Annotated in this window: 23 protein-coding genes; 11 read left to right on the forward strand and 12 right to left on the reverse strand. The window is 72.3% G+C overall.

The genetic code is table 11. From position 1 onward, the window contains the following. The first annotated feature begins 89 nt into the window (after positions 1–89). Entirely contained in the window at positions 90–1,283 is a 1,194-nt protein-coding gene (locus PV721_RS21385; protein WP_319726857.1) for a thiolase C-terminal domain-containing protein, read from the forward strand. Between the two features lie 49 nt (positions 1,284–1,332). On the opposite strand, the gene PV721_RS21390 is transcribed toward PV721_RS21385, so the two are convergent. Together PV721_RS21390 and PV721_RS21395 are read right to left on the reverse strand one after the other, a co-directional pair. After that, a complete protein-coding gene (locus PV721_RS21390) occupies positions 1,333–1,539 on the reverse strand; it encodes a DUF4287 domain-containing protein (RefSeq protein WP_319726859.1) in 207 nt (68 codons plus the stop codon). A gap of 141 nt (positions 1,540–1,680) precedes the next feature. Then, positions 1,681–2,271: a hypothetical protein gene (locus PV721_RS21395; RefSeq protein ID WP_319726861.1), complete on the reverse strand. Its 591-nt coding sequence runs from the start codon at positions 2,269–2,271 to the stop codon at positions 1,681–1,683. 23 nt (positions 2,272–2,294) lie between these two features. Here PV721_RS21395 and PV721_RS21400 point away from each other — a divergent pair, with 23 nt between their 5' ends. Beyond that, complete coding sequence (locus PV721_RS21400) at positions 2,295–3,047, forward strand: pyridoxal 5'-phosphate synthase (protein WP_319726862.1); 753 nt, start codon at positions 2,295–2,297, stop codon at positions 3,045–3,047. A 4-nt stretch (positions 3,048–3,051) separates the two neighbouring features. Here the strand turns inward: PV721_RS21400 and PV721_RS21405 are convergent, their stop codons facing one another. The 3 genes from PV721_RS21405 to PV721_RS21415 are packed head-to-tail and all read right to left on the reverse strand — an operon-like array spanning position 3,052 to position 4,457. Further along, entirely contained in the window at positions 3,052–3,480 is a 429-nt protein-coding gene (locus PV721_RS21405; RefSeq protein WP_319726864.1) for a Zn-ribbon domain-containing OB-fold protein, read from the reverse strand. Beyond that, on the reverse strand, positions 3,477–3,929 hold the full coding sequence (locus tag PV721_RS21410) for a DoxX family protein (RefSeq protein WP_319726867.1): 453 nt from the start codon (positions 3,927–3,929) through the stop codon (positions 3,477–3,479). The genes PV721_RS21405 and PV721_RS21410 overlap by 4 nt, the downstream gene beginning before the upstream one ends. Before the next feature lie 45 nt (positions 3,930–3,974). Further along, a complete protein-coding gene (locus PV721_RS21415; protein WP_319726869.1) occupies positions 3,975–4,457 on the reverse strand; it encodes a hypothetical protein in 483 nt (160 codons plus the stop codon). 448 nt (positions 4,458–4,905) lie between these two features. Here PV721_RS21415 and PV721_RS21420 point away from each other — a divergent pair, with 448 nt between their 5' ends. From PV721_RS21420 to PV721_RS21440, 5 genes are all read left to right on the forward strand, one after another. Further along, positions 4,906–6,096, forward strand: a complete 1,191-nt coding sequence (locus tag PV721_RS21420; protein ID WP_319726871.1) for an NAD(P)/FAD-dependent oxidoreductase — start codon at positions 4,906–4,908, stop codon at positions 6,094–6,096. Between the two features lie 157 nt (positions 6,097–6,253). Then, a complete protein-coding gene (locus tag PV721_RS21425) occupies positions 6,254–6,739 on the forward strand; it encodes a MarR family winged helix-turn-helix transcriptional regulator (protein ID WP_319726872.1) in 486 nt (161 codons plus the stop codon). 98 nt (positions 6,740–6,837) lie between these two features. After that, the gene (locus PV721_RS21430) at positions 6,838–8,343 is read left to right on the forward strand and encodes an MFS transporter (RefSeq protein WP_319726873.1); all 1,506 of its coding nucleotides are present in this window, start codon (positions 6,838–6,840) and stop codon (positions 8,341–8,343) included. A gap of 138 nt (positions 8,344–8,481) precedes the next feature. Further along, positions 8,482–10,716, forward strand: a complete 2,235-nt coding sequence (locus PV721_RS21435) for an acetate--CoA ligase family protein (RefSeq protein ID WP_319726875.1) — start codon at positions 8,482–8,484, stop codon at positions 10,714–10,716. Positions 10,717–10,823: 107 nt separating this feature from the next. Then, complete coding sequence (locus PV721_RS21440) at positions 10,824–11,624, forward strand: enoyl-CoA hydratase/isomerase family protein (protein ID WP_319726877.1); 801 nt, start codon at positions 10,824–10,826, stop codon at positions 11,622–11,624. A 1-nt stretch (position 11,625) separates the two neighbouring features. Here the strand turns inward: PV721_RS21440 and PV721_RS21445 are convergent, their stop codons facing one another. From PV721_RS21445 to PV721_RS21455, 3 genes are all read right to left on the reverse strand, one after another. Then, positions 11,626–12,417, reverse strand: a complete 792-nt coding sequence (locus PV721_RS21445; protein WP_319726879.1) for a VOC family protein — start codon at positions 12,415–12,417, stop codon at positions 11,626–11,628. Positions 12,418–12,565: 148 nt separating this feature from the next. Continuing rightward, positions 12,566–13,303 (reverse strand): hypothetical protein, encoded by a 738-nt coding sequence (locus tag PV721_RS21450; protein WP_319726881.1) that lies wholly within the window; start codon positions 13,301–13,303, stop codon positions 12,566–12,568. Between the two features lie 24 nt (positions 13,304–13,327). Then, on the reverse strand, positions 13,328–14,143 hold the full coding sequence (locus PV721_RS21455) for a hypothetical protein (protein ID WP_319726883.1): 816 nt from the start codon (positions 14,141–14,143) through the stop codon (positions 13,328–13,330). A 246-nt stretch (positions 14,144–14,389) separates the two neighbouring features. Between PV721_RS21455 and PV721_RS21460 the strand changes: the two genes are divergently transcribed. Next, positions 14,390–15,007, forward strand: coding sequence for a flavin reductase family protein (locus PV721_RS21460; protein WP_319726916.1), 618 nt, complete (start codon positions 14,390–14,392; stop codon positions 15,005–15,007). Between the two features lie 172 nt (positions 15,008–15,179). On the opposite strand, the gene PV721_RS21465 is transcribed toward PV721_RS21460, so the two are convergent. From PV721_RS21465 to PV721_RS21475, 3 genes are read right to left on the reverse strand one after another with little or no spacing between them, the layout of a single operon-like run. After that, a complete protein-coding gene (locus tag PV721_RS21465; RefSeq protein WP_319726885.1) occupies positions 15,180–16,247 on the reverse strand; it encodes a Zn-dependent alcohol dehydrogenase in 1,068 nt (355 codons plus the stop codon). Beyond that, a complete protein-coding gene (locus tag PV721_RS21470) occupies positions 16,244–17,455 on the reverse strand; it encodes an acyl-CoA dehydrogenase family protein (protein WP_319726888.1) in 1,212 nt (403 codons plus the stop codon). The genes PV721_RS21465 and PV721_RS21470 overlap by 4 nt, the downstream gene beginning before the upstream one ends. A gap of 14 nt (positions 17,456–17,469) precedes the next feature. Beyond that, positions 17,470–18,381 carry an SDR family oxidoreductase gene (locus tag PV721_RS21475; RefSeq protein WP_319726892.1) on the reverse strand — a complete coding sequence of 304 codons (912 nt, stop codon included), beginning with the start codon at positions 18,379–18,381 and terminating at the stop codon, positions 17,470–17,472. A gap of 108 nt (positions 18,382–18,489) precedes the next feature. On the opposite strand from PV721_RS21475, the gene PV721_RS21480 reads away from it, so the two are divergent. The 3 genes from PV721_RS21480 (at position 18,490) to PV721_RS21490 (ending at position 20,824) form a co-directional block, all read left to right on the forward strand. Then, entirely contained in the window at positions 18,490–19,416 is a 927-nt protein-coding gene (locus PV721_RS21480) for a cyclase family protein (RefSeq protein WP_319726895.1), read from the forward strand. A 142-nt stretch (positions 19,417–19,558) separates the two neighbouring features. After that, positions 19,559–20,248, forward strand: coding sequence for a hypothetical protein (locus PV721_RS21485; protein WP_319726897.1), 690 nt, complete (start codon positions 19,559–19,561; stop codon positions 20,246–20,248). A 99-nt stretch (positions 20,249–20,347) separates the two neighbouring features. Then, positions 20,348–20,824, forward strand: coding sequence for a hypothetical protein (locus tag PV721_RS21490; RefSeq protein ID WP_319726899.1), 477 nt, complete (start codon positions 20,348–20,350; stop codon positions 20,822–20,824). 153 nt (positions 20,825–20,977) lie between these two features. On the opposite strand, the gene PV721_RS21495 is transcribed toward PV721_RS21490, so the two are convergent. Beyond that, on the reverse strand, positions 20,978–21,442 hold the full coding sequence (locus PV721_RS21495; RefSeq protein WP_319726901.1) for an ATP-binding protein: 465 nt from the start codon (positions 21,440–21,442) through the stop codon (positions 20,978–20,980). Positions 21,443–21,610 lie beyond the last annotated feature (168 nt).

The following is a 21,610-nucleotide window of genomic DNA, read 5'->3' on the forward strand; positions in this document are numbered from 1 at the left end:
GATGCACAGGGGGCGGCGAGGGCGGGTTGCGGCGGGGCGGCGCCCGGACCCCTAGCATCTGACGATACGTCAGATGTACCGTCCTTCCCATGCCTGGACTCACACCTGGAACCGCGTCCCGCGCCCGCCGGAGGGTCGCGGTCGTCGGCGTCGCCCTCTCCGACTGCGGCCGGGTGGACGGCCCCACCCCCTACGCCCTGCACGCGCAGGCCGCCCGGCGCGCCCTGGCCGACTCCGGCCTGGACCGGTCCGTCATCGACGGCCTCGCCTCGGCCGGCCTCGGCACGCTCGCACCGGTCGAGGTGGCCGAGTACCTCGGCCTGCGCCCCACCTGGGTCGACTCCACCTCGGTGGGGGGCTCGACCTGGGAGGTCATGGCCGCCCACGCGGCGGAAGCCATCGCCGCGGGACACGCCAACGCCGTCCTGCTGGTCTACGGCTCCACGGCACGGGCCGACATCAAGGCCCGCCGGCGGACCTCGAACCTGTCCTTCGGGGCCCGCGGGCCGCTCCAGTTCGAGGTCCCGTACGGGCACACGCTGATCTCCAAGTACGCGATGGCCGCCCGCCGGCACATGCACGAGTACGGGACCACGCTGGAGCAGCTCGCCGCGGTGGCCGTGCAGGCCCGGGCGAACGCGGCCACCAACCCGGACGCCATGTTCCGGGGCCCGATCACGGTGGACGAGGTCCTGTCCTCCGACATGATCGCGGACCCCTTCACGAAGCTGCACTGCTGCATCCGCTCGGACGGCGGCTGCGCCGTGCTGCTGGCGGCGGAGGACTACGTGCCGGACACCGCGAAGGCTCCGGTCTGGGTCCTCGGCGCGGGCACCTCGGTCTCCCACACCACCATGTCGGAGTGGGAGGACTTCACCGTGTCCCCGGCGGCGGTCTCGGGCCGCATCGCCTTCGAGCGGGCCGGCCTCACCCCGGCGGACGTGGACCTCGCGGAGATCTACGACGCCTTCACGTACATGACCCTGGTGACCCTGGAGGACCTCGGCTTCTGCGCCAAGGGCGAGGGCGGGGCCTTCGCGGAGAAGGGCCGCCTGCTGCGCGACGGGGAACTCCCGGTCAACACCGACGGCGGCGGCCTCTCGGCCTGCCACCCCGGCATGCGCGGCCTGTTCCTGCTGGTCGAAGCGGTCCGCCAGCTCCGCGGAGAGTCCGGCCCGGGCCAGGTCACCAAACCCGGCGGCCGCCTCCCCGAGGTCGCCCTGGCCTCGGGCACGGGCGGCTGGTTCTGCTCCTCGGGGACGGTCCTCCTGGGCCGGGGGTAGGACCCCGGCCCCGGGCGGCGGCGCCGGTTGATGCCGGTGGGGCCGGCGGCTACGTGGTCTCGGTGAGGGTGTGCGCGACGAGGGCATTGGCGTGGCCGTGGCCCAGGCCGTGTTCGGTCTTGAGCCAGGTGACGAGCTCCATGTGCCCGGTCAGCGGTGAGGACCTGATGAGGTCCTTCCACTCGGCGATCGGCCGGCCGTACTTCTTCTCGATCGAGGGGAAGTAGCTGGCGGGGCCCTTCACGGTCTCGGCCACGGTGTCGTCTCCTTCGTCTGCGTCGCGGTGCCTTCGCATGTATGACCGCGACGGGACGCCGAACTCATCGGCCCTGCCGAAGATTTCCGAAATCCCGCGGCCCCGCGGCCCCGTGGCCCCGTGGCCCCGCGGCGGCGCCGCCTACCAGTCCACCTCGTTCAACGGGCGACCGTCCCGGGACAGTTCGACCTCGTGCTGCCGGTGGTCGTAGTCGATCAGCGCGATGCGGTCCGGACCGATCCACTCGGCCTGGCGGACTCCCGTCGGCCAGCTCGACTCCGTGTACTCCGCCACCGGCCAGCGGCGGGCCGTGGGGAAGGCGCCCGTGTCCACGTAGACCCGCCAAACGGGGTCGACGAGCGGTGAGGTGCGCTCCACCACCAGGCGGCGCTGGGCGCCGCCCGGGGCCGGGAGGTCGTACTCCCGGGACGGGAAGGGGTCACTGGCCATGACGTACACGGGGGTGGCCAGTGCGCCGAAGACGGCCGCGGCCACGAGGCCGCCGACGGTGGCCTTGCGGACCTCGGGGCGGCGGGAGGAGAGCAGGACCCCCGCCGTCAGGGAGAGGGCGGCAAGGACGGCGAGGAGCACGGGGTGGTCGAGCTCGGCCAGGACGGACAGGCCGCCCGGGCGGTCGTACAGCGGGGCGACGACCGCGGTCGCCGTCAGGGCCGCCGCGAGAGCGAAGAGCCCGCGTGCAACACCTCGTGCGACACCTCTGTGAACGTCCATGGCCGGCACCCTAGCCTGGGGGTATGACCAGCGAGATCAGCGAGATCGGTACGGACGGCACTGACGGTGCGGACGGCACTGAGGCCACTGAGGCCACTGACGACTTCCACGCCACCCTGCACTCCCTACGCGTGTGGGACTCCCCGCTTCCCCGCTTCGACCCCGGGTCCGCGCCCGCCGAGCCGCTCCCGCTGTTCCGGGAGTGGTTCGTGCACGCCGCCCGGGCGGGGCAGCTGGAGCCGCACACGATGAGCCTGGCGACGGTGGACGGCGCCGGGCGGCCCGACGTGCGGACGCTGATGCTCCACGACGCCGACGCGCGCGGCTGGCACTTCGCCTCGCACGCCACCAGCGCCAAGGGCGTGCAGCTGGCCGCGCGGCCGCGGGCGGCGCTCGGGTTCTACTGGCCGACCGTGGCCCGGCAGATCCGGATCCGGGGCCGGGTCACCGCCTGCGGGCCCGAGGAGAGCCGCGCGGACCTGGCGGTCCGCTCGCGCGGGGCGCTCGCCGCCGCGCTCACCGGGCACCAGAGCGAGGTGCTGGAGTCGGCCGAGGACCTGGTCCGGGCCTCGGAGCGGGCCTGGGAACGAGCCGGGGCCGAGCCGGACGCACCGGCTCCGACCTGGACGCGGTACGTACTGGACGCCGACGAGGTGGAGTTCTTCCAGGGCGAGCCCGCCCGCCGCCACACCCGCCTGCGCTACCGCCGCACCACCGACGCCGGCCCCGACGCCGGCACCGGCAGCTCCTGGGTCCGCGAGCTGCTCTGGCCCTGATCCGTCAGTCCGGCGGGGCCGGCCGGAAGACCGCCACCCGCACCCCGTCCGCCACCTCGCGGAAGGTGACCGCCAGGGGCATGTCGATGCGGAGGTCCGCCGCCTCGCAGGACACCACCTCGGTCATCATCCGCGGGCCTTCGGCCAGGTCGACCACGGCCGCCGTGTAGGGGACGCGCGCACCGAAGGGCGGGAGGTCGTTGCGGTGGATCACGGACCAGGTGTAGAGGGTCGCCCGGCCGCTCGCCGGCTCCCACGTCACACGGTCCTCGCCGGCCCAGCAGTACGGGCAGAACTCGCGCGGGTAGTGGTGCGCCCGCCCGCAGTCCCCGCAGCGGCGCAGCAGGAGCCGGCCTTCCGCCGCCGCCTCCCAGTAGGTGCGGGTGAAGTCGTCCGTCTCCGGGAGGTCGTAGCGCGCCGTGCCGCCGCTCACAGGAAGAGTCCGATCGCCGCGTCGAGGGACCAGGTCTGCCAGGACATGGCGAGGAGCGCGACGAGCGAGATGAGCGCCATCATCGCGTTCTGGCCCTGCTCGGCCCAGTCGTGGATCATCAGCACCAGGTAGAGCAGGTTCAGCAGCAGCCCGCCGACCAGGGCGACCGGGGTCAGGAAGCCGAGCACCAGGCCCAGCCCGAGCGCGAGTTCCGCGTAGACGACGATGTACGCCATCGCCTTCGGGCGGGGCGCGACGACCAGTTCGAAGCCGCCCTTGACGAAGGTCCAGCGGTGCTTGTTCGCTACGTCCGCGGCCCACGCGATGCCGGTGCCGCGTTCGAACCAGCCCTTCTTGTCCTTGTGCCGCCAGCTCTCCAGCCACCACAGGCCGAGGCCTATCCGGAGCACGGCGAGCCATTCGGCCCCACTGAGCCAGATGGTCTGCATCGACAGCCCCCACCCCTCTCATCACTGATCTGACGGTACGTCAGTTCAGCGGATGCGGGGCGATCCCGCAAGGCCCCGGCCCGCTCCGGGTTGGCGAAGAACCGCCTGTATCCGGTGATCCCGTCGGTGGCGGCGCCCGCCGCGCGCAGGGCGGCCCACGGCAGGACCTGGTTCGCGGTGGGGACGGCCCAGGGCCGCCTCCAGCGCCTCGATCACGCCGACCGCACGGAAGCCGTTGCCGCCGACCGCCTCCGCCTCGTCCGGGGCGAAGGACACCACCCGGTCCAGCAGGGCTTCGGGCCGGATGCCGCTCTGGTCGCCGGGCAGGCCGCACGGAGCCGCGCGCACCACCGCGAAGCCGGCGCCCTCGTAGTGGGCCCGGCCCGGACCGTTCAGGACGGCGTCGAACCACGGCGGATCCACCCGGCAGATCCGGCCGGCGCCCAGGATCCGCAGCACCTCGGCCGTCGCGGCGCGCGGGGCGACGACGGGCTGCCCGTGGGCGCGCGCCGAGAGGCGGGCCGGCATCCGCGCCTCCCCGCGCGCCCCGATCGCGTACGCGGAGCTGGTGAAAGAAGCCGATCGCCGCCGCCAGCAGTTCGGTGACCTCGTCGACGTACGGCGGCTCGGCGAAGGCCCGTACCGGGGCCAGCGGGATGGGCGGATCCATCGCACCGCCGCGGCCCGTCGCGCCGAACGGCACCCGGGCGGCGTGCAGACCCACGTCTACCGGCGCCATGGCCCGCAGTGCCGACTCGGTTCCGACATCGGCGTGCGGGGTGAGGACCCCCAGGCGGACGCGCACGCCCCAGCCGTCGGGTCGCCACATCGGTCACTCCAGACCCTCCGGAAGCAGGGATTTCACCCTGCCACCGGGCAGGACGTGCGGCCCACCGCCCCGCCCGTGACCGATCCGCAATCGATTCCCTCCTTCTCCGAGACCCATCAACTCAGCGTGGCGATACGATCACACCTCATGCCTGGAGTCCCCGCAGCACCCGACATGACCACCCAGCCCCGCCCCGTGTACGTCATCGGGGCCGGCCCCGGCGGCCTCGCCGTGGCCGCCGCGCTGCGCGCCCGCGGGGTCCGCGCGGTCGTCGTCGAGAAGTCCGACGCGGTCGGTTCGTCCTGGCGGGGGCACTACGACCGGCTGCGCCTGCACACCACGCGCCGGCTCTCCGCCCTCCCGGGCCTGCCGATGCCGCGCCGCTTCGGGCGCTGGGTCTCCCGTGACGACGTCGTGCGCTACCTGGAGAAGTACGCCGAGTACCACGAGCTGGAGCTCGTGACCGGCGTCGAGGTGACCCGGATCGAGCCCGCCCCCGAGGGGGAGGACGGCTGGACCCTGCACGCGAGCGGCGGCCGGGTGCTGACCGCCGCGGCCGTCGTCGTCGCCACCGGGTACAACCACACGCCGGCGATCCCCGACTGGCCGGGCCAGGACACGTACGGCGGCCGGCTGCTGCACGCCGCCGACTACCGCAACCCCCGGCCGTACGCCGGCCAGGACGTCCTCGTCGTCGGCGTCGGCAACACCGGGGCCGAGATAGCCGTCGACCTCGTCGAGGGCGGGGCGGCGCGGGTGCGGCTCGCCGTGCGCACCGCCCCGCACATCATGCGCCGCTCCACCGCCGGCTGGCCGGCCCAGCGCAGCGGGATCCTCGTCCGCCGGCTGCCCGTGAGGCTGGTGGACGGCCTGTCCCGGCTCGTCACCAGGGCCTCGGTCCCGGACCTTTCGGCGTACGGGCTCCCGCGCCCCGCCACCGGCCTCTACAGCCGGGTCAAGGAGGGGGCGATCCCGCTCCAGGACGTCGGCCTGGTCGACGCGGTGCGCCGCGGCGCGGTGGAGCCGGTGGCCGCCGTGGAGTCCTTCGACGGCGCCGAGGTGGTGCTCGCGGACGGCTCGCGGATCACCCCGGACGCGGTGATCGCGGCCACCGGCTACCGTCGCGCCCTGGAGGGGCTGCTCGGGGAGCTCGGGGTGCTCGACGAGCAGGGGCGGCCCCGTACGCACGGCGCCCGCACCTCGCAGCAGGCCCGCGGGCTGTACTTCACCGGCTTCACCAATCCCATCAGCGGGATGTTCCGGGAGATGGCCATGGACGCGGAGAAGATCGCCAAGGCCGTGGCCCGGCAGGCGCGTCGCCGGACACCGTCCCGGTAGAGCCGGTCCCGTAGAGGTCGTCCCCCTAGAGCCGCTCCCGTAGCTGTCGTCGCGGTAGAGCCGGTCCGGCGGCCCCCGTCCCGGTAGCCGACCGCCAGAGCCAGTCGTCCGTTTGTCGATAATCCGCGACGGATCGACTTTCGCTACCCTGGCGGACATGACCGCCATGACGCGCACCCGCACCGAACCGGACCTGTCGTTCCTCCTGGACCACACCAGTCACGTGCTGCGGACCCAGATGAGCGCGCAGCTCGGCGAGATCGGGCTCACCCCGCGCATGCACTGCGTGCTCGTCCACGCCCTCGAGGAGGAGCGCACCCAGGCACAGCTCGCCGAGATCGGGGACATGGACAAGACCACGATGGTGGTGACGGTGGACGCGCTGGAGAAGGCCGGCCTGGCCGAGCGCAGGCCGTCCAGCACGGACCGGCGGGCGCGGATCATCGCGGTGACCGAGGAGGGCGCGAAGGTCGCGAAGGAGAGCCAGAAGATCGTCGACCGGGTCCACGGGAGCGCCCTCGGCGCCCTGCCGGACGACGAGCGCGCGGTGCTGCTCCGCGCACTGAACCGCCTGGTCACGGGGCACCTGCAGACACCCGAGGAGGGACCGCGGCCGGCCCGGCGGGCACGCCAGAAGGGCTGACGCCGCGACCCCAGCATTCCTATCCGTAAAAGATAGTCTGCAACAAAACTATCTGCTACGGTCTTTCTTGTTGCCTCCCGACGACAGGAGAGACCGCAATGCCTTCCACCGCACCCACACCCACGCCCACCGCCGCGCGCTCCCGCAGGCTCGCCCTCGGCGTGCTGGCCACCGGCATGCTGATGACGGTCCTCGACGGCAGCATCGTGACCGTCGCCATGCCGGCCGTCCAGAGCGATCTCGGCTTCACGCCGGCCGGCCTGAGCTGGGTCGTCAACGCCTACCTCATCGCCTTCGGTTCGCTACTGCTCCTGGCCGGCCGCCTCGGCGACCTGATCGGGCGCAAGCGGATGTTCCTCGCGGGCACCGGGGTGTTCACCGCGGCCTCGCTCCTCGCCGGCGTCGCCACCTCCCCCGGTCTCCTGATCGCCGCCCGCTTCCTCCAGGGCGCCGGCAGCGCGATGGCATCCGCCGTCAGCCTCGGCATCCTGGTCACGCTCTTCACCGAACCGCGCGAACGAGCCAAAGCCATCGCCGTTTTCAGCTTCACCGGTGCGGCCGGGGCCTCGATCGGGCAGGTCCTCGGCGGTGTGCTCACCGACGCGCTCACCTGGAACTGGATCTTCTTCATCAACCTGCCCATCGGCATCGCGACCGCCCTGCTCGCCCTCTCCGCCCTGCCCGGCGACCGCGGCCTCGGCCTGAAGGCCAGCGCGGACACCCTCGGCGCGCTGCTCGTCACCTCCGGCCTGATGCTCGGCATCTACACGGTCGTCAAGATCGAGGAGTACGGGGCGACCTCGGCCAACACCCTCGGCTTCGGCGCCCTCGCGCTCGCCCTGCTCGCCGGCTTCCTCCTGCGCCAGGCCACCGCCGCGAACCCGCTCATGCCCCTGCGGATCCTCCGCTCGCGCAACGTCTCCGGAGCCAACCTGGTCCAGATGCTGATGGTCGCCGCCCTCTTCTCCTTCCAGGTCCTCGTCGCCCTCTACATGCAGAACGTCCTCGGCTACGGCGCTGCCGAGACGGGTCTCGCGATGCTGCCGGCCGCGGCCGTCATCGGCCTCGTCTCCCTGACCGTCTCGGCCCGCCTCAATGCCCGGTTCGGCGAGCGCGCCGTCCTGCTGGCGGGTCTGGTGCTGCTGGTCGGCGCACTCGGCCTGCTGACCCGCGTGCCCGGCCGGTCCGAGCAGGCGCACTACCTCACCGACCTGCTCCCCGTGATGCTCCTGGCCGCCGGCTTCGGCCTCGCCCTGCCGGCCCTGACCTCGCTGGGCATGTCCGGCGCGAAGAAGGAGGACGCGGGCCTGGCCTCCGGGCTCTTCAACACCACCCAGCAGATCGGCATGGCCCTCGGCATCGCGGTCCTCTCCACCCTGGCCGCCTCCCGCACCGAGTCCCTCGCCGAGGCGGGACGCCCCGCCCCCGAGGCCCTGACCGGCGGTTACCACCTGGCCTTCGCGGTCGGGACGGCCCTCCTCGTCGCCGCGCTGGCCATCGCCTTCACGGTCCTGCGCCGCCCGAAGGACGCCCCGCGGGAAGCCGCCGCCGAGCGGGACGCCGTTGGCCGAACCGCGCTCTGGACCGACCCCGCGGGAATCTGACACCGTTCACCACATCACCTCCACCAGCTTTCCTGCGCAGCCCTGTTCCTGACGGCACGTCAGTTCAGTAATCTGACTACACGTCAGTAATTGAGTTCCAGTTCCATCACGGTTCATCGAGCAGGAGCGGGCGGAACGATGCTTGGATCTACTCACGGCACCCTCACCACCGACTTCCGCGCACGGGTCGAGGCCTGCGGGGAGACCCCCAGGACGGCCGTCCACTCGTCGGCGTCCCCCTCCGCCGACGATGCGGTCGCCGTGGACGTCAGCGGCCGGCCGCTGCACGCCGACGTGCCCGACCTCGACCGGTTCTTCCGGCCCGAGTCCGTGGCCGTCATCGGCGCCTCCGACGCCGAGGGCAGACCGAACACCGGAATCACCCGCCAGCTCATCGCCTGGGCGGAACGCGTCGGCGCCCGGATCCACCCCGTGCACCCCACCCGCCCCACCGTCTTCGGCCTGACCTGCCACGCCTCCGTGGCCGACCTGCCCGAACAGGTGGACCTCGCCGTCCTCCTCGTCGCCGACCCGCTCCCCGTCATCGAGGAACTGGCCGAGACCAAGGTGAAGTTCGCCGTCGCCTTCGCCTCCGGCTTCGCCGAGACCGGCGACGCGGGCGCCGCAGCCCAGGAGCGGCTCGGTGCCGCCGTCCAACGCTCCGGCCTGCGCCTCCTCGGCCCCAACACCAACCTCAACGCCTTCGAGCAGTTCCGCGACGACCTCGACGGCCCGGCCATCGCCCTGATCACCCAGTCCGGCCACCAGGGCCGGCCCGTCTACACCCTCCAGGAACTCGGCATCCGGCTCTCCCACTGGGCGCCGACCGGCAACGAAGCCGACCTGGAGACCTCCGACTTCATCTCCTACTTCGCCGAGCAGCCCGAGGTGGGAGCCATCGCCTGCTACGTCGAAGGCCTCAAGGACGGCCGGTCCTTCCTCCTCGCCGCCGACCGGGCCGCGCGCAACGGCGTTCCGGTCGTCGCCGTCAAGGTCGGCCGCACCGAGACCGGCGCCCGCATGGCCGCCTCCCACACCGGGAAGCTGACCGGCGCCGACACCGTCGTGGACGCCGCAATGCGCCAGTTCGGCGTGATCCGCGTCGACGGCCTGGACGAACTCCAGGACACGGCCGCCCTGCTCGCCCGCGCCCGCAGGCCGAAGGCCGAAGGGGTCGTCGTCTACACCATCTCGGGCGGCACCGGGGCCCACTTCTCCGACCTGGCCACCGAGGCGGGCCTGACCCTGCCCACCCTCTCGCAGGCCAAGCAGGACGAGCTCCACCAGTGGATCCCGGAGTACCTGAACGTCGCCAATCCCGTCGACAACGGCGGCCACCCGGTCGGCGACTGGCGCGGCCGCAAGATCATCGATGCGATCCTCGCCGACCCGGCGGTGGGCGTGCTGATCTGTCCCATCACCGGCCCCTTCCCCCCGATGAGCGACAAGCTCGCCCAGGACCTGGTGGACGCGGCCGAGGCCTCGGACAAACTCGTCTGCGTGATCTGGGGCTCCCCGGTCGGCACCGAGGACGCCTACCGCACCACCCTCCTCGGCTCCTCCCGCGTGGCCACCTTCCGCACCTTCGGCAACTGCATCACCGCCGTCCGCGCCTACCTCGGCCACCACCGCTTCACCGCCGGCTACCGCTCCCCCTTCGAGGACGCACCGCGCACGCCCTCCCCCTCGTACCGCAAGGCGCAGGCCCTCATGCGGCCCGGCCAGCAGCTCAGCGAGCACGCGGCGAAGCAGCTCCTGCGCGCGTACGGGATACGGGTCCCCCGCGAGCAGCTGGTGACGAGCGCGGCGGCGGCCGTCCGCGCGGCCGGCCTGGTCGGCTACCCGGTGGTGATGAAGGCCTCGGGCCCGCAGCTGGGCCACAAGACGGAACTGGGCCTGGTGAAGATCGGTCTGACCTCGGCGAGCCAGATCCGCGACGCGTACCGGGAGCTGACCGACATCGCGCGCTACGAGAACGTGCCGCTCGACGGGATCCTCGTCTGCCAGATGGTGGAGCGGGGGGTGGAGATGGTCGTCGGCGTCACCCAGGACGACCTCTTCGGCCCGACGGTCACGGTGGGGCTCGGCGGGGTCCTGGTCGAGGTCCTCCACGACGCGGCGGTCCGCGTCCCGCCCTTCGGCGAGGACCAGGCCCGCGCGATGCTCACGGAACTGCGGGGACGCGCGCTGCTGGAGGGGGTACGGGGGGCGCCGCCGGCCGATGTGGACGCCCTGGTGGAGGTCGTCCTGCGGATCCAGCGGATGGCGCTGGAACTCGGCGACGAACTCTCCGAGCTGGACATCAACCCCCTGATGGTCCTCCCCCGCGGCCAGGGGGCGGTGGCCCTGGACGCCCTCGCCATCTGCCGCTGACCCGCCATGAGGCGATCTTCCGGCCTCACGGGCGTTCGAGGCGCGGGGGTCCGGGGGCCGCGCCCCCGGCAACGGCGCCGCACCTGTCCCCCGAACGGGAGTTCACCATGACCGGCATCCCCGAGGACGAAGTCCTCCACCGCGTCGACAACGGCGTCGCCTGGATCACCCTCAACCGCCCCGAGGCGATGAACGCCGTCACCTGGGCCCAACGCGAACGCGTCATCGCGCTGCTCGCCGACGCCTCCGCCGACCCCGCCGTCCGCGCCGTCGTCCTCACCGCCACCGGCAAGGGCTTCTGCGCGGGCGCGGACCTCCGCGGCGGCGCACCGGCGGGCGAGAGGGTCGCCGGCGACGTGGCCCGCATGATCCGCCTCGGCGCACAGCGCCTGATCACCGCGGTGCTGGACTGCGAGAAGCCCGTCCTCGCCGCCGTCAACGGCACGGCCGCCGGCATCGGTGCCCACCTGGCCCTCGCCTGCGACCTCGTGATCGCCGCCGAACCGGCCCGTTTCATCGAGGTGTTCGTCCGCCGCGGCCTGGTACCCGACGGCGGCGGCGCGTACCTGCTGCCCCGTCTCGTCGGCCCGCAGAAGGCCAAGGAGCTGATGTTCTTCGGCGACGCCCTCCCGGCGGCCGACGCCGAGCGCCTCGGCCTGGTCAACAAGGTGGTTCCGGCCGAGGAGCTGGAGGAGACGGCCCGCGCGTGGGCCGAGCGGCTCGCGCAGGGACCCACCCGGGCCCTCGCCCTGACCAAGCAGCTGGTCAACGCCTCCCTGGACGGTGACCGGGCGGCCGCCCTGGCCGCCGAGGCCACCGCTCAGGAGATCAACATGACCACGGCCGACGCGAACGAGGGCGTGGCGAGCTTCGTGGAGCGCCGCACGCCCAAGTACCTGGGCCGGTGAGCTACGTCTCGGGGTTCGGCTTGAGCAGCGCGAACACCGCGCCGAAGGGGTCCGCCAGCCACGCGAGCCGGCCGACGTCCGGTACGTCCGCCGCCGGCATGAGCACCGACCCGCCGCTCTTCTCCGCCTTCGCGATGGTGTCGTCCACGTCCGCCACATGGAAGTACGGCACCCAGCGCGCCTCCTCCTCGCCGCCGTCCGCGCCCTCGCCCAGTGGCGCGACCCCGCCGAAGGACGCGTCCTGCTGGTCCCCGTCGGCGGTGCTCAGGACGCGGTACGTCATGCCGGGGACGTCCATCTCGGCGTACCGCCACCCGAACAGCCCGGCGTAGAAACCGATGGCCGCGACCGGGTCCGGCACGTGGAGCTCCGCCCACACCAGGGTGTTCTCGGTGGACGCCACCTCGAACCCGGCGGTGTTCCCGGGCTGCCAGCAGGCGAACTCGGCGCCCTGCGGGTCGGTGAAGTGCGCGAGCCAGCCCTCGCCCATGACGTCCCCGGGCTCCATCCGGACCGTGCCGCCGCCGTCGCGGACGGCCGCGGCGGTGGCCTCGATGTCGGGGGTCATGAAGTGGTGCATCCAGGCGGACCTCGCCCCTTCCTCGGTGAGCGGCCCGAGCGCGGCGACGGTCTTCCCGTTCACCTGGAAGAAGCCGTAGCCGCCGGCTTCCGGCCCGGCGGAGGCGAAGTCCCAGCCGAAGACGGCTCCGTAGAAGGCGGCGGCCGCCTCCGTGTCGGGGCTGCCGAGGTCGAGCCAGTTGGGTGATCCGGTGCTGAAGTCGGTGCCGAGCATGGGGGTCCTCCCGGGTGTACGGCGGCGGTACGAGGTCGCTGCCACGATGCCGAGCCTCCACCCCCGCCCCGGCGTACCGAACCACGGAGGCGGGGGGTTTCACCCGTGTGGGTGTAAAAGCGGACGCCGACCGCCGCCGCTCCCCGCTTCAGCTCCCGACGCGCTCCAGCGCCGGCAGGAACTGGTCGTAGAAGTCCACCTTGAGCCGCAGCGAGCGCTGCTCGGCCTCCTTGAAGCAGTCGGCGGTTCCCTCGCCGTCGCCGATCAACTGCCGCAGCCGGTTGCCCAGCCGGTCGGAGTGGCTGATGGCCAGCACGTTCACGGTCTCCAGCGCGTGCTTCTTGGCATCGTGGTAGTGGTGCGGGTAGTAGAAGCGCGAGCGGTTCTCGCCGTCACGCACCAGCAGGGGCTCCATGCGCTCCCACAGCCGCCCGTACTCGACGGAGACCAGGATCTCGCCCCAGAAGCGCAGGACCGTCAACAGCCTGAGGTCGGAGCGGTCGTGGTCGCCCGCTTCGGCGATCAGGGCGAAGGTGTCCTCGACGGCCCGCTTCGTCGCCGCCGTCGGCCGCGAACGGACGAGGGCCGTCCGGGAGATCCCGAGCTGGAGCATGTCGTCCGTCATGTCCTCGCGGTGCGACTTCGTGTCCCCGCGTTCGTCCGGGTACTCCTCGCGCAGGATCATCCGGGCGGTCCGCAACCCCTCGGCGTCCTGCAGGAGGTCGATCGCCAGGTCGTAGGCCGGGGTGAAGGCGAGCGACAGGAAGCGCCGCTGGAGCAGGATCTCGGCGAACGCCTCCTCCGGCAGCCGCTCGATGTTCGCGAGCACCGGATGCCGCCTGTACTGCTCGATCAGTTCGTCCTCGAACCTGTCCAGTTCCCACACGGTCGTAGCCCTTCTCCCGGATCGCTAGATGACGTCGATCGATCTCGCCGGGTCACGCAGATCCACTTCGCTCCCGATGTCCCACAAGGTGTCCAGCTCTTTCTGAACCTGCCGGCCCATCACGGAGTCGCACCCGTCTATCTCGATCTGCGTGGACTCGATGGCGAGCTGCCCGTGCAGGAAGGAGCTGACCAGGTAGTGCTCGTCGGCCTTGTACACGGCGATCGACGGCAGGGAGTTGTAGACCTGCACCTTGAGCTTGTTCCGGAGTTCCCCGGGAAGGCGGTCGTGGACCCTGCGGAGGATGCCGAGGCTCGCGTTCACCGACACGGAGCTGCTCGTGTTGCGCAACGCCCGGTCGCGCAGGTCCACCACGGCGGACTTCGGGTGCACCAGCAGGATGCGCACCTCGACGTTCCACTCGGTGATGGCCTTCTCCAGCGATTCCTCGAGGCCGTCGAGGTTGGGTATCCACGTCTGCAGGATGGCCACCTCGCGCCGGGCACCGCCCACGAGCCGTTTGAACTCCACGGTGGGGAATTCCGGGTGGACCCTCGTCACGCCGAGGTAGTGCTGGCGCCGGAGCTCTCCCGTGAGGCCGTCCAGGGTGAGGCCGGAGATCTGCGTGCTGATGCTGTCGAGCACCTTGAGGCGGTCGAACTCCATCAGGAGGAAGAGGGTCACCGTGCTCAGGATGAGCAGCGTGATCTTCGGAAGCGTGCCTCCGGGGGCCATTCTGTCGAGCCACCCGAGGACATCGGCGAGGAGGACCCCGATGCCCGCCACGGCCATCGCGCCCAGTGAGATCCGCTCGGCCCGGTAGCGAAAACCGTTGCCCATGACCACCCCAGCCCCCGACGTCTTTGTCGTTGGCGATGACCATACACACGGGAGTTTCCGACCCGGCCACCGCCCCATGTCGCCTTGCTCACAAGGGAGTTCAGGCCAATGGCCGGATTGCGGAGGGCCGCTGGAGTCCGGCTCGAAGGTGCGAGGTCAGCGCGATCCGTCAACGCGGCCCGCCCCCACCTCTTCCTATCTGACGAGCCGTCAGCTTCAATCATCGGTGTGATGGGACATGCAGGGATGGCGGCCACCGTCGTCCGATACCTCAGGTCAGTCGGCGCCCCCACCTCCACCGCGACGGAGCGGGAACCCGAGCCCGTCGACGCCCTGCCGCGCCCCGATCTGCGGGCCGTCGGCGAGGACGAGCGCGCGCCGGTCAGCCCCGCCGAGTTCCGGGCCGTGCTCGGGAACTTCGCCAGCGGAGTCACCGTGATCACCGCGCCTCCCGGCGAGGACGAGGACGGGCCGGCCGGCTTCGCCTGCCAGTCCTTCGCCTCGCTGTCCCTCGACCCTCCCCTGGTCACCTTCATGGTGGCCCGTACGTCGACCACCTGGCCGCGGATCGCCCGCGCCGGGGTGTTCTGCGTCAACATCCTCGGAGCCGAGCAGGGCGAACTGTGCCGGTCCTTCGCCGTCAGCGGCGCGGACAAGTTCGCCGGGGTGAGCCACACTCCCGCCCCCGTCACCGGATCGCCGCAGCTCGACGCCGTGCCCGCATGGATCGACTGCCGCATCCAGGCCGTGCACACCGGCGGGGATCACCTCATCGTCGTGGGCCGGGTCGTGGCCATGGGCGCGGCCGGCGAGGGCGAACCGCTCCTCTTCCACAAGGGCCGCTTCGGCCGCTTCAGCGACTGACCCGCCTCCGGCGACGCCCCGGCCGCCGGGACCGCCCGGCCTTCGGCCGGGCGAGCCGGTCCCGGGTGTACGCGCAGGCGAGGCCCCGGCCCGACGAGCACGTGATCACATCGGAGGACGGCTGGAGGCGGCCGGGGGGATCCCCCCGGCCGCCCGTCAGCGGTGCCCCCGGTCAGAAGGTGAGCACCCCGCGCGCCACCCGCCCGTGGTGGGCGTCGTCGACGGCCTTGGCGAAGTCCTCCACCGGGTAGACCTCCGTCACCAGTTCGTCCAGCAGCAGCCTGCCCTGCCGGTAGAGCTCGGCGTACAGCGCGATGTCGCGCTGTGGGCGCGCGGACCCGTACCGGCAGCCCATGATCGTCTTGTCCAGGTACATGGAGGAGACGAGGAAGGACGCCTCCGCGGTGAATCCGGGCACGCCGAGGAGGACCGCCTGACCGTGCCGGTCGAGGAGGTCCACGGCCTGGCGGATCAGCTTGACGTTGCCCACGCACTCGAAGGCGTGGTCGGCGCCGGTCGGCAGGACCTCGCGCACCGCCGCCGAGGAGTCGTCCGCCGCGGAGGCGTCGATGAAGTGCGTGGCCCCGAACTGCCGGGCCACCGCCTCCTTCGCCGGGTTCGCGTCCACCGCGACGATCGTCGTGGCCCCCGCTATCCGGGCCCCTTGGAGCACGTTCAGCCCGATGCCGCCGGTGCCGATGACGACCACCGACTCGCCGCGGTCGACGCGGGCCCGGTTCAGCACCGCGCCCACTCCCGTGAGGACCCCGCAGCCGATGAGCGCGGCCGAGGTCAGCGGGATGTCGGCCGGGATCTTCACGGCCTGGACCGCCTTGACGATCGTGCGCTCCGCGAAGGCGGAGTTGGAGGCGAACTGGAACAGCGGCTTCCCACCCCGCGAGAACGGCTGCCCGGGCATCCCGATCGCCTTGCGGCACATCGTCGGCCGCCCCCGGTCGCAGTCCGCGCACGCCCCGCAGTTGGCGAGGGTGGACAGCGACACGTGATCGCCCGGCGCCACGTGCGCGACACCCGGGCCCACGGCCTCCACGGTCCCCGCGCCCTCGTGCCCCAGCACCACCGGCGGCGGGAACGGAATCGTCCCGTCGATGACCGACAGGTCGCTGTGGCACAGCCCGGCCGCGCCGATCGCGACGAGCACCTCCCCCGGCCCCGGGTCGCGGATCTCCAGGTCGTCGACCACCTGGGCCTGCTTGCCGTCGAATACGACGCCTCTCACCTGGACTCCTTAGGCAGGCCGAGCACGCGCTCGGCGATGATGTTCCGCTGGATCTCGTCCGAGCCGCCGTAGATGGTGTCGGCACGGGTGAACAGGAAGAGCCGCTGTTCCTCGTCGAGTCCGAGTTCGTAAGGGAGCCCGGGCGCCCAGGCCGCCGGACCGGCGGTGGCCGCCGCGCCGCGCACCTCCACCGCCAGCTCCCCGAGCCGCCGGTGCCACCCGCCCCACAGCAGTTTGGCCACGCTGGGCGCGCCCGCGTCGTCGGCGGCACCGCCGAGCGTGCGGAGCGCGTTCCACCGCATGGTGCGCAGCTCGGCCCACTGCCGCACGAGCCGGTCCCGCAGGACGGGATCCCCCGTGCCCGGAGCCGCCCGCGCCGCGTACGCCGCCAGCACCCGCTCCAGTTCCGCCGCGAAGCCGATCTGCTGCACCAGCGTCGAGACCCCGCGTTCCAGGGCGAGCAGCCCCATGGCCACGGTCCAGCCGTCGCCCTCCGCGCCGACGACCTCCGCCGCCACCGCCCCGTCGAAGAACACCTCGTTGAACTCGGAGGTCCCGGACATCTGCCGGATCGGCCGGACCTCGACGCGCCCCGGCTGCTCCATCCGTACGAGCAGGAACGACAGCCCCCGGTGGCGCCGCGACCCGGGCCCGGTGCGGGCCAGGACGAAGCACCAGTCGGCGTCCCGGGCCAGCGAGGTCCAGATCTTCTGGCCGGTGACCCGGTACAGCCCGTCGGCCGGATCCCGTACCGCGGCCGTACGGATCCCCGCGAGGTCGGAGCCGGCCCCCGGCTCGCTGTAGCCCTGGCACCACAGCTCCTCGCCGCGCGCGATCCCGGGCAGGAAGCGGTCCCGCTGCTCCTGGCTGCCGTACGCGATCAGCGTGGGCGCGAGGAGGTTCTCCCCGATGTGGCCGACCCGGCCGGGCGCGCGCAGCGCCGCGTACTCCTCGGCCCACACCACCTGGCCGGTCAGCGAGAGCCGCCGCTGCCCGTACGCCCCGGCCGGGGCCTCCCAGCCCTGCCCGATCCAGCCGCCGCGGCCCAGTTCGCGCTCCCACGCGCGCCGGGCCTCGACCCCCTCGTGTTCGCTGCCCGGCCCGCCGAGGCCGACGACCTGCGCGTACGGGCCCACGAGGTGCTCCGTCAGCCACGCCCGGGCGTGCCCGCGCAGCTCCTCGTCCTCGGCCCCGAAGCTGAAGTCCATCCTGCTCAGGCCCCCTATGCGTTGGGACGGTCCTTGGCGGCCGCCGCCTTGGCCATGGCCTCCAGCTGGGCCAGCATCGGCATCGGGTCGGTGCCCACCGTCCCGGGCAGGAAGTCGGCGATCTTCTCCGGGGTCCAGGAGCCCTCGGCGTACCCGGCGCGCAGCTCGCGCGGCTGCGCCCAGACGGCGATCTTCGGGCCGGCGATCGTGTAGACCTGCCCGGTGATGTCCTCGGCCCTGGCGCGGTCGCTGAGCAGGTAGGTGACCAGCGCGGCCACGTCCTCCGGCTCGCCGATCTCCTTGAGCTCCATGGGAACGTTCGCCGACATGCGGGTACGGGCCACGGGTGCGACGGCGTTGGCCGTGACCCCGTACTTGGCGAGGCCAAGCGCCGCGGACCGGACGAGGGAGATGATCCCGCCCTTGGCCGCGCTGTAGTTGGCCTGCGCCACGGATCCCTGGTGGTTGCCGCTGGTGAAGCCGATCAGCGTGCCCGAGCCCTGCCTGCGCATGACGGCGGAGGCCGCGCGGAAGACGGTGAAGGTGCCCTTGAGGTGGGTGGCGACCACCGGGTCCCACTCCTCCTCGGACATGTTGAACAGCATCCGCTCGCGCAGGATGCCGGCCACGCACACGACGCCGTCGATGCGGCCGAACTCGGTGAGCGCGCTGTCCACGATGCGCTGGCCGCCCGCCATGGTGGAGATGTCGTCGGTGACGGCGACGGCCTGGCCGCCGGCGGCCTGGATCTCCTTCACCACGCCGTCGGCGATCTCGCTGGTCGGTTCGCCGCCCTCGATCCCGACGCCGTAGTCGTTGACGACGACCTTGGCGCCCTCGGCGGCCGCGGCGAGTGCCACGGCCCGCCCGATGCCCCGGCCGGCGCCGGTGACGGCGACGACCTTGCCTGCCAAGAAGTTCCCCACGTCCGGCCCCTTCCCGCGTTTTCTGACGGACCGTTAGATTCTATGGGCAGTCAGATGCACCTGCACAAGCCCTCGTTGCCGTATCCACGCAAGGAGCTGTCGACGCCCATGACCCTGCCCGCCGCCTTCCACGACATCGCCAAGCGCGTCAACAACTGGGGACGATGGGGCGCCGACGACGAGATCGGCACCCTGAACCTGATCACGGACGAGGTCGTCCGGGCCGCCGCGGCGGAGATCCGCAGCGGCCGCCGCATCCCCCTCGCCCTCCCCCTCAAGGAGGACGGGGTGCAGGTCGGCATGATCCCGGGCCGGATCAACCCGCTGCACACGATGGTGCAGATCAACCAGGAGATCTTCGGCCCGGGCACGGTGGCGTGCAGCGACGACGCCGTGAGCATGGGCCTCCAGGCGGGCACCCACTGGGACGCCCTCACCCACGTCTCGCACTCGGGCAAGATCTACAACGGCCGCCCGGCCGGCACCATCACGGCGCACGGCCGGGCCGAGTACAGCGGCATCGACAAGGCCGGACCCATCGTCTCGCGCGGAGTCCTCCTGGACGTGGCCCGCGCCAAGGGCCTGGACCGACTGGAGGGGGGCCACGCGGTGAGCCCGGAAGACCTGGCGGAGGCCGAGGAGTTCGGCGGGGTCACGGTCCGCCCGGGCGACGTCGTGCTGGTCCGCACCGGCCAGATCCAGGTGTACCTGGCGGGCGACAAGCACGGCTACGGCTTCCCGTCGCCCGGCCTCTCGGTCCGCACCCCGGAGTGGTTCCACGCCCGCGACGTGGCGGCCGTCGCGAACGACACCCTCACCTTCGAGATCTTCCCCCCGGAGATCGACGACCTGTGGCTGCCGGTCCACGCCCTCGACCTGGTCGAGATGGGCATGCACCAGGGCCAGAACTGGGATCTCGAAAAGTTGTCCACAGCCTGTGCAGAAGAGAACCGGTACTCCTTCTTCCTCTCCGCGATGCCGGAGCCCTTCGTCGGCGGGACGGGCACCCCGGTGGCCCCGGTGGCCGTCCTCTGAGCCCGGCGCCGCGGACGGAACCGGGCCGGACGACCCCGGCCGCGCGCCAGCCGTGCGCAGTGGAACCATGAGGTGGACATGACGCGTCCCCGTACGCGCGTCACCCCCCGTCCCCACCCCTTTCCCTGCAGGAGAAGCCCGCATGGCCAACCCGTACCAGGTACCGCAGCCGCCACCCGCCCCCAGGCGCCGCTCGGGCGGCAACGTCGTCGCCGTCATCGTCCTCGCCGTGATCATCGTCGGCGGCTACTTCGCCTTGCAGCAGGTCCGCAAGGACGACGGCAAGCCGTCCGCGTCCACCTCGGCGTCCCCCTCCGCCAAGCCCACCGCCAAGGACCCCGGTTCCCCCGAGTCCTCCTCCGACACCTCCAGCGCGTGGAAGGTCGGCGACTGCGGCGGCCCCGACCCGGCCAAGGCCCCCGACGGGTACAAGCGGGCGGGCTGCTCCGACTCCGGGGCCACCTTCAAGGCCATCGACATCAAGGAGGCCAGCATCCTCCCCGGCGCGGTCCAGTGCCCGCCCGGCACGGACCTGATGATCGACGTGAGCATCTCCTACGGCGGCAAGTCGAGCGGCATCCCCACCAACACCGTCTGCGGCCGCAACCTGTCGAACGACCACCCCGGCGACGCGGGCGCCGGCGGCGGCCAGCTGGTGAAGGGCGACTGCGTGACCTCCCAGGCCAAGGAGGTCGCCTGCGGCAGCTCGGGCGCCCAGAAGGTCCTCGGCCTCGTCAAGACGAAGTCCGAGTGCCCCTCCGGCACCACGGACCCCATCGAGCTGACCATGGCGATCGGCCGCCCGTTCGACGTGATCTGCACCGACGGCTGACCCGTCACGCCCGCCGCCCCCGCGCGACGCCGCCCACCGACCGGCGAACCGCGGGGGCTGCCGGGCAGGCGCACGAGCAGGGGCATCCGGGAACAAGTGATGGCCGAGACCTTCAGGTACCGATTCATGAGCGGCGGCGCGGGGCTCGCCGCCGACATCAGCGCGACGGCGTACGAGGTGGAGTCCCCTCCTCCGCAGGCCCTGCGTGCCTACGGGTGCGTCCACCTTTCCCTGCCGCCGGGCGGGCTGTACTGGAAGGACGCCGCCTGGCTCGCCTTCGGGATGTCGCTGCACACGCACGAGCTGGTCGCGCGAGCGGCTGGCCGCGGTCACCTGGTCCTGGAGGTCGCCTCCCTCGCGTACCCGGTCGCCGACTACCGGTCCGAGGTCGCCGCGCTCGCGCTCGACGGCTGGATCCACCAGCACCTCCGGCTCCCTCCGTGCGGGAGTGCGGTCCGCCACGACCGGTCCAGCCGGCGGTTCACCTTCGACTGGGCCGGGGTCGACACGCCGTTCGCGGACGATCTGCCGCCGCTGCCGGAAGGCGATCTGCCGCCGCTGCCGAAACCGGAGTGATGCGGGTGGCGGCGGCGCGCATGCACGCCCCGAGCGCGGCACGGCAGCCGCCACCCCGCGACCCGCACTCGTCAAGGCGTGTCCTTGGCGTCCCCTCGCGTCGAATCGCTCCACACCAGGGTGATCAAGATGTGACGGAACGTCAACACCTCGTTAGAGGTACACGCGCGGTTCCCGCCTGGAGGTGTGAATTTCCGACGGCCCATCGGAGGCGCAGTCCGAGGCCGCCTTCTCCGCGCGGTCGATCTCGCACCAGATGCGTTTGCCCGCGCCCTCGCGCTGCCAGCCCCAGCGGTCCGCCAGGCCGTCCACCAGCTCCAGGCCGCGCCCGCCGGTGTCGTCCCCGGCCGCCTGCCGGCGGGCCGGTGCCCGGTCGCTCGCGTCGGCCACCTCGACCCGCACCCCGGGTCCCCCGAACAGCATCCGCAGCACCGCCGGACAACCCGTGTGCACGACCGCGTTGGTGACCAGCTCGGAGATCAGCAGGATCAGCGTCTCGGCGAGCGGCTCGTCATCCCCTATGCCCGACCCGGCCAACCGGGACCGGGCCCATCGGCGGGCCCGGCCGACCTCGGCCGGGTCCGCGCCTACCTCCAGCTGCACCTGAAGCACCTGCACCGCTCACACCATCCGAACCGGCGGACACTTCGCCTCGCGACAGGATGGAATCACCCACTGTGATCCCCTTGCGGAGCAGCATGGTTGACGTACAGTCACCACAACAAGCGCTTCGGGCATATTCCCGCGCGAAGGAGTGGGCGTGGTGCATACTGTGCGACGCTCGCG

Source organism: Streptomyces sp. MB09-01 (assembly GCF_033794505.1).
Lineage (GTDB): Bacteria > Actinomycetota > Actinomycetes > Streptomycetales > Streptomycetaceae > Streptomyces.